Origin of the sequence: Psychrobacter sp. FME13 (assembly GCF_014861395.1) — a bacterium.
Lineage (GTDB): Bacteria > Pseudomonadota > Gammaproteobacteria > Pseudomonadales > Moraxellaceae > Psychrobacter.
In genome coordinates this window covers 1-12183 of the sequence record NZ_RRYV01000090.1, presented here as the reverse complement: position 1 = coordinate 12183, position 12183 = coordinate 1, and the positions used below count along the sequence as shown (strand labels likewise).

The following is a 12183-nucleotide window of genomic DNA, read 5'->3' as shown; positions in this document are numbered from 1 at the left end:
GCGAAATTGTTTAACCTAGAATGACTAGGCATCAAAAATTTCACTGCATATTGTCTAAAAAATAGTCACTGCCAGCACCACATTTGAATGTTCAACACGCCCTAATTGAATAGAATATCATTTGGTAACGGTAAAGGCATTTTTTTTATGAGGATTTTTCTTAAGAAAGGTAACTATTTTAGAGGTTACGAGATATAGCATTGAATTTTTAATGAAACAATAATCGATAAATTCGATGCATTGTATGAAATATAGGACAGGTATTTGAAAGTCTAACAATAAAAAACTGGCGCTCCAAAGAGCACCAGTCATTAATCAATAAGTTCGAGAAAGGGTTATGCTGTTAATCCTAAGGCTTCAACCAAACGCTTGTTAGGCTCAACCTTATTCATGCTATAAAAATGCATGGCTGGTACTCCCTCGCTAATAAGACGTTCACATAAGCGATAAACGACATCAAAGCCAAAATCACGAATGGCCTTGCGATCATCACCGAAGTCCGTCAACTGCTTACGCACATAACGCGGAATATCAGTACCACAGCTATCAGCAAAACGTAGCAAGTTGCTAGAGTTGGTGATCGGCATGATACCAGCAACCAAGGGCTTAGCAACGGTATCAATACCACGCTTTTCTAACGCATCTCGCAAAAATAAATAGCTATCAGCGTTATAGAAGAATTGCGTAATCGCAGTATCTGCACCCGCTTGGAACTTGTTAACCAAGTTATCGATATCAAAGGCAAAGCTGCGAGCTTGTGGATGCATTTCAGGATAAGCGGCCACCTCGATATGAAAATGATCGCCTGAATGCTCACGAATAAACTTGACTAAGTCTAGTGCAAATGGCAGCTCACCCATACCAACCTGACCTGAGGGTAAGTCGCCACGGAGTGCTACCAAACGATTGATGCCTAAGCCCTTATAAAGCTCTAATAATTCAGCGATTTCACTTTTATCATCACCAATACAAGACATATGCGGCGCAATAGGGGTATCACCGCGAGCACATAATGCTTGCACAATGTCTAAGGTACGGTTACGAGTTGAACCGCCCGCACCATAAGTCACCGAAAAATAGGTAGGTGATAATTTATTCAGCTCATCATAAGTACTGAGCAGTTTTTCGTGTCCTTGCTCAGTTTTAGCCGGAAAAAACTCAAAGGAAAAAGCAGGCTTACTCACAGTCTTGCTCCTTTTAGTATTTATAAGCGTCAGGCTTGAAAGGACCTTCGACAGATACGCCTAAGTACTCTGCTTGCTTTTCAGTGAGCTTAGTTAAAGTACCATTGAAGCCTGCAACCATCGCAGCAGCGACTTCTTCGTCTAGCTTTTTAGGCAGTACTTTTACATATAAGTTGTCAGTACGCTTGTCATCTGGCAAGTCAGCGAATTTTTCTTCGAACAAGTACATTTGAGCCAATACCTGATTAGCAAACGAGCCGTCCATCACGCGTGATGGGTGACCAGTCGCGTTACCTAGGTTTACGAGGCGACCTTCGGCAAGTAAAATCAAATAATCGTTTTCGTCATCTGAGCGGAAGATTTGATGAACTTGTGGTTTGATCTCGACCCAGCGCCAGTTGTCACGCATGAACTGAGTGTCGATTTCGGTGTCAAAGTGACCAATGTTACATACAACAGCGCCAGGCTTAAGGGCTGCTAGCATATGTTTGTCACAAACATGGTAGTTACCAGTAGTGGTAACAATCAAGTCGGTATCTTCAAGCAAGCGGGTGTTGATGTTTTCTGCACCGCCAGTGTTGTCACCATTAATGTAAGGAGATAATACTTCAAAGCCATCCATACAGGCCTGCATGGCACAGATAGGATCAACTTCTGAAACACGTACGATCATGCCTTCTTGGCGTAAGCTTTGTGTAGAGCCTTTACCCACATCGCCATAACCAACAACCAAGGCGCGGCGACCAGCAAGGAACATGTCAGTTGCGCGTTTGATCGCATCATTTAAGCTATGACGACAGCCGTATTTATTGTCATTTTTAGACTTAGTCACGGCATCATTAACGTTGATGGCTGGTACTTTCAGCGTGCCTTTGGCAAGCATCTCAACCAAACGATGTACACCAGTAGTCGTCTCTTCTGAGATACCATGGATGCTATCAAGAAGCTCAGCATAATCATTATGAATCAAAGCAGTCAAATCACCGCCGTCATCCAAGATTAAGTTAGCATCCCAAAGTTGGCCTGATGCTTCGCCGCCAACATGTACTTGCTGACGTAGGCACCATTCATACTCTTCTTCGGTTTCGCCTTTCCAAGCATAAACAGAGATGCCAGCAGCAGCAATAGCAGCAGCAGCATGGTCTTGAGTTGAGAAGATGTTACATGATGTCCAGCGTACTTCAGCACCTAGCGCGACGAGTGTCTCGATAAGTACGGCAGTCTGAATGGTCATGTGGATACAGCCAGCAATTTTAGCGCCTTTAAGCGGCTGGTCTGCTTCGTAGCGACGGCGCAAGCCCATTAGGGCAGGCATTTCGGCTTCGGCAAGGGTGATTTCACGGCGGCCGTAATCAGCAAGGCTGATATCAGCGACTTTATAGTCAGTGAAAGAGGGATCGATCGTATGGGCAGAGGGGGTGTTAGACACTGCGTCCATAATATGCTCCTATCAGTGGTTAATTTATGATAAAAAGAATAAAAACGCAGGTGCCGTTATTTGCGCTGATAATCGCCTTACTTTATATAGTTAAGGACAATCAACAGTTAACCGAGCCTAACATAACCTATGATTTGCATGATTCTAATCTCTTAATGCAATATTTACGGTCATGGCGCAACACCTCTCGGAGGGTGTCATTGTAATAGATGACAGATAAAATGTCACCCACAAAAAAGACCATCAATCGATGGTCTCTTGTAACAATAACTAGATAATTTTAGTACCAGTCGTAGGTTAGAGAGCCGAAATAGCTAGTGCCTTCAGTGGCGTACTCTGTACCGAATTGATTAGATAGGGTATAGTCTTCATCGGTGATATTGTCAACGCGCAAGTTAGCACGAAGATTATTTGTCAGATAAATAGAGCTACTTAAATTTAACAAAGTGTAATCATCTAACTTGGTGGTATTTGCAGCATCAGAGAATCTCTCGTCAGTATATTTAGCTTCAAGCCGCACATCAAAAGCAGGTTGCTGATAACCAACATAGATTAAACCACTATTTTTAGGGCGGTACACAAGCTCGTTGTCATAGTTAGCACTATTAGTCGTTTTGTCTTTAGCTTCCAGATAGTCATAACCCAAACCAAATAAAAACGAATTAACGCTCCAGTCAGAAGTTAAGCTTAAACCTTTGATTTGTGCCTCACTAGTATTAGTAGCGTTATTAATCAAATCATCCACATCAGTATAATAGCCTGTCAGACGTGAGTTCTGATTGCCTTTATTGTACTCTACAAACACTTCCGTATTTTTACTAGTCTCAGGCTTTAAGTCTGGATTGCTATAGCCGGGATAATACAAATCGTTGAAGGTTGGCGCGCGAAACCCTGTGGCATAGCTTGCACCAATGCGTAAACCCTCTAGTGGTCGTATAGCGGCACCTATATTGTAGGTGTTCTCATTACCATACTGCGAGTTGTCATCAACGCGATAATTGGCTTGGAGGTCATAATAATCCTCTGATAATTGATAGCCAACGAAACCACTTTTAACAGTTCTATCTTCAGGGTCATAAGCAGTTAGAGTGGCAGGCGCAGGAAAACCTGAAAAATCTAAAACATCGGAAGCGTCTAACTGTTGTGACAACCACTCTGCACCGATAGTAACGGTACCAGGTTGTGCATTAATACTGGTCTCTGACCGTACCTGTGTTTGGGTGGTATCAAACTGGCTACCATCTTCATAGTTGATAGAGTAAGCATCGTGAGTCGTAGATTTATCGATACTTTGTCCAACACTAAATTTAGTGACGGCTAATGGTGTTTGATATTGAATAAAAGCATTGGCGCTGCCATTTTGTTGATCTGCATAAGCATTTGGAAAAGCATCGCCTGCAGAGTCAATATCTGTTGTAGAGTCAGAATATAAAGCGTTGAGACCAGCACTTAAATTGTCTGAAATCTTATGTTGTAATGCTAGGCTGGCATTGGTAGATTCGAACCCATCATCATCCGCATTGTAATCATAAGAATTAGAGCTAGCAATTGCATTAAAACCGTCTGTTTCGTTGCGACTGACACCTAAGCTCAATGAAGAAGTATCATTTTTTAGTTGTCCTGTTACACCTACTTGGTAATGATCATTACTACCGTACCCGACTGTGGCTGAAACATTAGATTGTTCAATATTATTGCCTTTCGTAAAAATTTGAATGACACCGCCCATGGCATCAGAACCATAGATGCTAGACCCTGATGCGCCATATAAAATTTCTATACGGTCGATTTGATCGGCAGATAATAGATTAAGTGCAGGCGCGCCTGTAGAAATAGAGCTGTAGCGAATACCATCAATGATTACAAGAACTTGCTTGCTGTCATAGCCACGCATATAAAAGTTGCTAACGGTGCCGGTACCGCCACTTTGACTAATATTCATACCAGGCTGATTCTTTAATACATCAGTGACTGTTTGACCCTGATAACGCTGCAACTCTTCGCTATCAATAACCCGTGTTTGGGCAATGATATTACTGGTTTTAGTAGGTGTGCGGGTAGCTGTTACAACGATTTCATCGAGTTCAACTTCTGGTACTTCGTTGTTGCTTACGACAGTAGAATCGGTTGCTGCTGTTGCATTCAAAGAAAATATGCCAAGTGCGCTTAGAATACATAAGCGAAGATAGGCAGTCGAAGAAGATCGTGGTAAAAACATAGTCAATTCCAAAGTAATCATGTTAAAAGTACAGAAATAAAAAATAACCACTGTGACGTTAAAATGGTTAAAAATTACAAAAAGCAATACATGCGCAAAACTATGCTTATTATCTATAAAAATGACCGTTTTATAAACCACTTTAACCTAATGTTTCCTCATTATAAGGTGAATATTATTCATGATTAGTTGTGAATAATTCATTATATGGCTTAAAGGGGAAAAGCTTGGATAAAGGTTATGCTACAAAACTGATAGCAGTTACTGACATAACTGGCTAAAAAATGCGTAATCAAAAGCACTGCTGTTATAAATAGTTGCTATCATAGTCAGAAATCTATTGTTTTCCGTTGTACTACCCATAAAGTTAAGAGGTTTGTTTTGTCTATCAAGTATCGTCTGATTCCCAGCACTGAGTTATCTTCACCATACTCTATGATTAAAATACCATTACTCGCGATGGTGTTTTTACTTGCGCTGCTGTTGAGTTTGTTATGGCCAACTCATACCTTTGCAGCTGAGGCTAGTACACTTGGTGTGAGTGAAAGCAGTAGTGAAGAGTCAGTAGAATCATTACGCCCGGACTCATTTGGGCGAGATACACCAAGGCATACAGTACAAGGGTTTATCAGTGCGCTAGGCGAAGATGACTATCTGCTGGCGAGTAACTATCTAAATTTATCGAAATCCGATAACCCAACCACCATCGTACGGCAGTTCAAGCAAGCACTGGATGCAGGTGGCCGTTTTCAACCAGATTTGCAGCTTAGTAATGAGCCTGAGGGTAATCTAACCGACCAGTTGCCACCACAGCAAGAAAATGTAGGCGTGATTAGCATTGGTGACAAAGACGTGTCACTGATACTTGAAAGGGCTCAGTCTGAACGAGGCGAAAAATATTGGCAGTTTTCAAGCGATACGCTCAGTTCAATACCAGAAGTAATAGCAAACACTGAACCAACTTTGGTATCTCGTTATACTATTGACTCATTAGAAGGTAAAAATCTTTTCGGCTATCAGCTCGCTGATTTAGTCGCTGCACTTACCATGGTTGTTGGTAGCTTTATCTTGACTTATATCATGGTTTGGCTGCTATATCATTTATTAAAAATCACGTATCCGCGTGTACGTGGGGTACCATTACCATTACCTAATAAAGTGATATTGCCCCTCTCTGTCGTGATTATGGCGCTAATCTTGTCTGAGGTGATGGTGTATGCTGGCGTATCGGTGACGCTGCGTGAGCCAGTCAATCGATTTACAGAAATTGCTTCGTGGGTAGCAGTAACGTGGTTATTGCTACGAGTGATAGATGCAGTATTTACGCGTGCGGTGAATCTAAGTTATAAGAAAAACTATACTGAGCGAGTCTCAATCTTAGGACTGCTGCGCAAAGTGGTCAAAGCGTTACTGCTGATATTTGCTGTGATTGTCATCTTCGGAAATTTAGGTTTTGACTTGACCACAGGTATTGCCGCATTAGGTGTCGGTGGTTTGGCATTAGCACTGGGTACGCAAAAGACTATTGAAAACCTTGTCGGTAGTGTCGTCGTCGTGGCAGATTCACCAGTACGTATTGGTGATTATTGTAAATTTGGCACTTATGAAGGTACGGTCATCGATATCGGTATTCGTTCATCGCGTGTACGGACATTGACGCGTACGATTGTGACGGTACCGAACGGTGACTTTTCATCTATGCAGATTGAAAATTTCACCTCTCGTGATATGTTTCGTTTTTTCCATCATTTGTATCTTAAGCGTACCGCCGATCTTGATGTGATTTTCAAAATGGTAAATGACTTAGACGAATTTATAAAAGAGCATGAGTTGACCAATCAAGAGTGGAATCAGGTCAATATCTTAGAGCTGCGTCAAGATTGCTATGTCATCCAGTTACAGGCTTATGTTAATGCTGTCGATATCATTGAATTCTATGACAAACAAAACAGTTTATTTGTCGATGTATTAAAAAAGGTCTCGGAATATAAAGTGGAACATGCGTTGCCGACTCAGCAGCTTATCGTCAATCAAGCTGAGCTAGAGCATCATAGCGCAAACGATATTGATCCCAATGACAGAGAAAATGAAGCAATGGAGTCGATAGAAACCACGTCAAAAGAAAGTACGTCAAAAGAAAGCACGTCAAAAGAAAATGCCTCAAATACTGACTCTATTGATGATAATGGTAGCGATGAAAACTTTGGTATAGATTTAAATAAAGGTGATGCCAATAGCAATGACACCGCTCATCAACATAAGAATGAGTCAGTAAAAAGAAAAAAATATGATCCAATAAAAGCATTGAAACATGAGGTTAGGGTACTAAAAAAACGTAGGTTTAAGCATATAAGCAAAAAATCTGGGTTTTCTATATGGAACCAGCCTTAACGTTGAAGATCAAATAAGCACTGACTTATAAAAGCACTGACTTATGAAGACAATAGGTTATAAAGGCACAGCCGTTTTATTACGCAATAAACCATAGTATGACCATAACAATAGACTTGCAGCACTACGATGCGGTGACCAATTTTGGGTCAGATTCTTTAGTTGTTTTGGCGTTGTCTTTTCTGGTAAATCCAACAATTGCAGCGCCGCTACTTTAATGGCTAAGTCATCAACAGCAAGGACGTCGGCACGTTTTAGAGAAAACATTAAATACATCTCAGCGGTCCACTGTCCAATACCAACCACGGCAGTTAAGGTTTTTATCACCTCTAAATCTGGCATGATCTCTAGCGCCGCAAAGTCTATGTCGTTTTCTACTAACGATCTTATATATCGAGTCTTTTGCTTAGACAGTCCGTGTGCTCGCAAAGTCTCGTCCGAGGTTTCACTAATCGCTTTAGGTGTCGTCAAACCTGAATCAACCAGACGCTGCCAAATACTGGCCGCTGCTGCTACAGAGAGCTGTTGACCGACCATAGCTCTCATCAGTGCCTCAAACCCACCTGTATTATGTCTGAGATCAGGCAGTCCAGTTTGTTTGTAGACAGGCGCAAATCGTGGCTCGATAGCAATTAGCGCTGTAATATGTTCATTTAGCGCTTCAATGTTTTCAACAGTTTGGATGCTCATAATGAGTTCGCTTGAATAAAAGTTTGTATGAAAATAGAGTGGGTATCTATCGCTTAGTATCAAAAGTAGATAGGCTTTATCCTTATAAAAAAGGACTGCCAATTGCAGCCCTTTTATTTTAATACTGAACGAAAGCTACCTACTGCTCACCATCAACTTTAGACTTTTTCAATAGTACCAATACCGCACCATTACCACCATCTTTTGGCGGAGCAGAGCAAAAAGCCAATACCTCTGGTAATTGACGCAACCAACCATTCACGCAAGTTTTTAGGATGGCCTCAGAGCCTTTACCATGGACAATTTTTACCATTGTCTCATTCTTTTGCTTTGCTTGGCTCAATAATTGAGTCACAGCCTCGCGTGCCTCTTCAATAGTACAGCCATGAATATCTACAGCATCGTACCAGCGCAATTTTCCTTGCTTGAGTTGGGTAAATACTTTGTTTTGTAGCGTTGGTTGTTTATAAGACAAGACCGCTTCCGCTGCCACAGGATTCAGTAGGGCTTGCATATCTGATAAGCCAGCACCCAAGTTATTCGCTTCGCTACCTTGAGCGGCCGCACGTTTAGACAATGTCGTCGCATCGGGTTTTCCGGCTTTGCTAGCATTGGCAGGTGAGCGGACATTTTTGTCTTCAAGCTGATTGACGCCATGCATGGCTTGCATAAATAGCACTTTGTCATCGTCAATATGTTCGCTATCCATTTGCTTGACTGTCTTATTTACTTGTTTTTGCGTGGGCAATGACACAGGTTCAGTTGGTTTTTGGTTCTCACCTTCAGGTGAGTTGGTATCACGACCTTTGCTCAATTGGCCTTTTAGCTCTTTGAGCTGGTCTTGCATTTCTTTTGAAAAAAGAGAATTTGACATAAAATTTAACGTATCGTTGGTTGATGAATGAATGGTTTATTTGTTAGCCATTTAAAAGCTATATTATCTCAAATAAAGCTACTTAAGTTACTTTACTCGTCTGCTGCGACGCCCGCAAGTAAGGATTGTAACGCCTGTCCAGGATAATCGGTTTTCATAAACTGCTCACCGATTAAAAAATGCTGAATGTCATTGCCCAACATCAAACGAATGTCATCACTGTTATGGATGCCACTCTCAGTGACAACGAGCGGTTTAAGAGCTATATCGTCTACGGCTAATGCTTCGATCAATATGTTTTTTAGATCTAGTGTGGTTTGTAAATCGACATCAAACGTATTTAAGTCGCGATTATTAATACCATAAATATTGTGCGCTGAGCGCGGTAATGTCAGTGCGCGATCAAGCTCAGATTTGGTATGTATTTCTATCAATATATCCATGCCTAACTCAATACTTAGTGCATGTAGCTCGTGTAATAGGGTGTCATCAAGGCAAGCCATGATCAGTAATATGCAGTCGGCACCCAGTAAATAAGACTGATAAATTTGATACACATCAACCATAAAATCTTTACGTAATATCGGTAGGCTTGTGGCATTAGCGGCTTGAAGAAGGTAGCTGTCATCGCCTTGAAAGTAATCACGGTCGGTCAGTACTGATAAACAGCTGGCACCAGCTTGCTCATACTGCTTGGCAAACGTGGTTGGGTCAAAATTATGATTGATGATGCCTTTAGACGGTGAGGCTTTTTTAATCTCAGCAATGATACCAATGTCAGCTTTACGTAAAGCGGTAGCGAAGCCTCGGCGTGGTTTGCTATCAGCTGCGACTTGCGTTTGTAATGTGTCAAGCGGTAAGGCCTCACGCGCCGCTTTTACCTCAATGTGTTTGGTGGCAACAATGCGCTGCAATACTGAAGGTATTTCTGAATGAGTGGTGGTCATGCGGGTATCCGAATATCGTTAAATGTAAATATAGTCAAAGAATTACTAGACGGCTACGGCGTTACCCTTCTTAGATGTACGACTGGTACAATCTGCAGTCGGCTGCCTTGTATCCGTTTTAGACTTCTTTGACTATAGACAGTGGTGGCAAATTTTGCACCATATGAGTGCTTATAAGTTAACCCTGAGCCACTAATTGCTGTGTATATTTGGCCAAAGATTCAAGCTTGATCAGCGCATCGCCATTTTGAATGACTTGCTGCGCTCTGCTAACGCCATTAGCATAGTTGCTGGCAAGTCCTGCTGTATATATTGCCGCACCTGCATTCAACGCAATCATGTCACGCGCTTTAAGTATAGAGCGGTCATGAGTGTCGATTCCAGATAGCGCAGCACGGATTAATTCAAGACTTTGCGCTGGAGAAGTTACATCAAGACCAATTAGGGTCTGTGATTCAATACCAGCATCTTCGGGCATCATCTCATATACTGATATATCACCATCTTTGAGCTCAGCAACGGTAGTAGAGGTTGCAAGACTGATTTCATCTAAGCCATCTTTTGCACCCACGACCATCACATGACGTGCGCCTAAATTTTTCATAACTTTAGCGATAGGTTCACACAGTTGATCGGTAAAAACACCAATCACCAGATTGGGCGTGCCAGCAGGGTTAGTTAATGGTCCTAAAATATTAAAAATTGTCCGTGTTTTCAATTCACGGCGGACGGGTATGGCATAGCGCATGGCACTGTGATGATTGGGTGCAAACAAAAAACCGATACCTTGATTTTCGATACAGTTTTTTGCTTGTTCAGGGTTCAGCGCCAAACTAATACCCGCTTGTTCGAGTAAGTCGGAGCTACCCGATTTGCTAGACACACCGCGGTTACCGTGTTTGGCAACTTGCGCGCCAGCGGCTGATGCCACAAGAGCAGAGGCGGTAGAAACATTGAATAGATTGGCACCATCACCACCAGTACCGACGATATCGACCAGATAATCACAACCTTTTGGCTCAATATTGGCAGCCAATGCTCGCATGGCGCTAGCGGAGGCGGTAATCTCATCTATGGATTCACCTTTCATGCGTAAGCCAGCCAAAATAGCGCCCATCATGGCATCACTACATCGTCCTTGCATGATGATTAGCATTACTTGATACATCTCATCGAAGGTCAAATCAATGTGCTGAAAAACTCTTTCTAAAGATGCCGTTAATAACTTATGAATATCAGAATCAGGCAATTGAGCAATATGATCTGGCGTCATTTTATCCTCTATCTTTATCGTGCTCATGGTGTTCTCTCTTACTATTTTTATAAGTTTGTTTCAAATTTATCGTTCTAAATGCTGTTGATGCATTTTTTAATGATGCTTAGCCGACTTGTGGTAATTCACTGTTGGGTAATACAGACAAACTATGAGCCAGTAAAAAATTATTGAGCAGCTGATAACCAGCTTCGCTCAAGATAGACTCAGGATGGAATTGCACTCCTTCAATAGCCAAGGTTTTATGACGGATACCCATGATTTCTTCAATACTACCGTCAGCATACTGTGTCCAAGCTGTCATCTCTAGACAGTCGGGCAGACTGGTTTTGTCAATCACGAGGGAATGGTAGCGTGTGGCTTGAGAAGGGTTGGGTAGACCTGAGAATATACCTTTACTATTGTGATAAATATCAGATAAGCGCCCATGCATTACTTCACCAGCTTTGACCACTTGACCACCGAATGCTTGGCCAATGGCCTGATGGCCCAAACAAATACCCAATATCGGTATGACACCCTTGAATGTTTCGATAACCTCTAAAGAGATACCAGCGCGGTCTGGATCACAGGGGCCAGGGCCGATGACAATTACGTCTGGTGCAAGGGTTTGAATTTGTTCAATAGTGGCCTGATCGTTACGCCAGACGGTGATGTCCTGCTGTAATTCACCGAAGTACTGTACGATATTGTACGTAAAGCTGTCGTAATTATCGATCATCAAAATCATTAGGTCTTCAACTTATGGATATGATTGTATTGTTAGGGCTTATATCTATCTATTTTACTTTTTGACTTATGTACTTAATAAGGCGTGGTTATCTTAACATTATTTTAAGGTCTATCAAATGTAGGGTACAGGTTATCCGAGTAAGTAATCAGTAAAATATTTACTCGGATAATATATGTGATGAATCATTAGTTTGTTATCAGCTGAGCAAATACAATAATTATAATTGCACTAAAACGATGCTTTTTACATGATTGGCTTGATTTATTATGCACCAAATTGATGCATATGTATCATCTAATTGGCACTCCTATAAGAAGTTGATAGTGTAGTAGGGTGTGTATAGAATTCAAATCAGGGGCAACCAGATAAAGACACAAGCGAGCATTACCGCTGCTGCATAGCTATCTTTGAGCTTATCATATCGCGTGGCAATGC

The 12183-nt window shown here is 41.7% G+C and carries 9 protein-coding genes and 1 pseudogene; 1 reads left to right on the top strand and 9 read right to left on the bottom strand.

The window, feature by feature from the left end:
* Positions 1-335: 335 nt before the first annotated feature.
* The 3 genes from EI164_RS10735 to EI164_RS10725 form a co-directional block, all read right to left on the bottom strand.
* Positions 336-1184 (bottom strand): methylenetetrahydrofolate reductase, encoded by an 849-nt coding sequence (locus tag EI164_RS10735; RefSeq protein ID WP_192519958.1) that lies wholly within the window; start codon positions 1182-1184, stop codon positions 336-338.
* A gap of 13 nt (positions 1185-1197) precedes the next feature.
* Positions 1198-2622 carry an adenosylhomocysteinase gene (gene ahcY, locus EI164_RS10730; RefSeq protein ID WP_192519957.1) on the bottom strand — a complete coding sequence of 475 codons (1425 nt, stop codon included), beginning with the start codon at positions 2620-2622 and terminating at the stop codon, positions 1198-1200.
* A 280-nt stretch (positions 2623-2902) separates the two neighbouring features.
* Positions 2903-4840, bottom strand: coding sequence for a TonB-dependent receptor plug domain-containing protein (locus EI164_RS10725; RefSeq protein ID WP_192519956.1), 1938 nt, complete (start codon positions 4838-4840; stop codon positions 2903-2905).
* Between the two features lie 435 nt (positions 4841-5275).
* On the opposite strand from EI164_RS10725, the gene EI164_RS10720 reads away from it, so the two are divergent.
* Entirely contained in the window at positions 5276-7231 is a 1956-nt protein-coding gene (locus EI164_RS10720) for a mechanosensitive ion channel family protein (RefSeq protein WP_192519959.1), read from the top strand.
* 57 nt (positions 7232-7288) lie between these two features.
* Here EI164_RS10720 and EI164_RS10715 read toward each other — a convergent pair whose 3' ends face one another.
* The 6 genes and pseudogenes from EI164_RS10715 to EI164_RS10690 all read right to left on the bottom strand — a co-directional run.
* Positions 7289-7921: a DNA-3-methyladenine glycosylase family protein gene (locus EI164_RS10715; protein ID WP_192519955.1), complete on the bottom strand. Its 633-nt coding sequence runs from the start codon at positions 7919-7921 to the stop codon at positions 7289-7291.
* Positions 7922-8060: 139 nt separating this feature from the next.
* Positions 8061-8795, bottom strand: coding sequence for a Smr/MutS family protein (locus EI164_RS10710; RefSeq protein ID WP_192519954.1), 735 nt, complete (start codon positions 8793-8795; stop codon positions 8061-8063).
* Positions 8796-8887: 92 nt separating this feature from the next.
* On the bottom strand, positions 8888-9742 hold the full coding sequence (gene trpC, locus EI164_RS10705) for an indole-3-glycerol phosphate synthase TrpC (RefSeq protein ID WP_192519953.1): 855 nt from the start codon (positions 9740-9742) through the stop codon (positions 8888-8890).
* A 178-nt stretch (positions 9743-9920) separates the two neighbouring features.
* Entirely contained in the window at positions 9921-11042 is a 1122-nt protein-coding gene (gene trpD / locus EI164_RS10700; RefSeq protein ID WP_192519952.1) for an anthranilate phosphoribosyltransferase, read from the bottom strand.
* 79 nt (positions 11043-11121) lie between these two features.
* Positions 11122-11745: an anthranilate synthase component II gene (locus tag EI164_RS10695; protein WP_192519951.1), complete on the bottom strand. Its 624-nt coding sequence runs from the start codon at positions 11743-11745 to the stop codon at positions 11122-11124.
* Positions 11746-12094: 349 nt separating this feature from the next.
* Positions 12095-12183: pseudogene (locus EI164_RS10690) on the bottom strand (IS5/IS1182 family transposase); the annotation flags it as partial.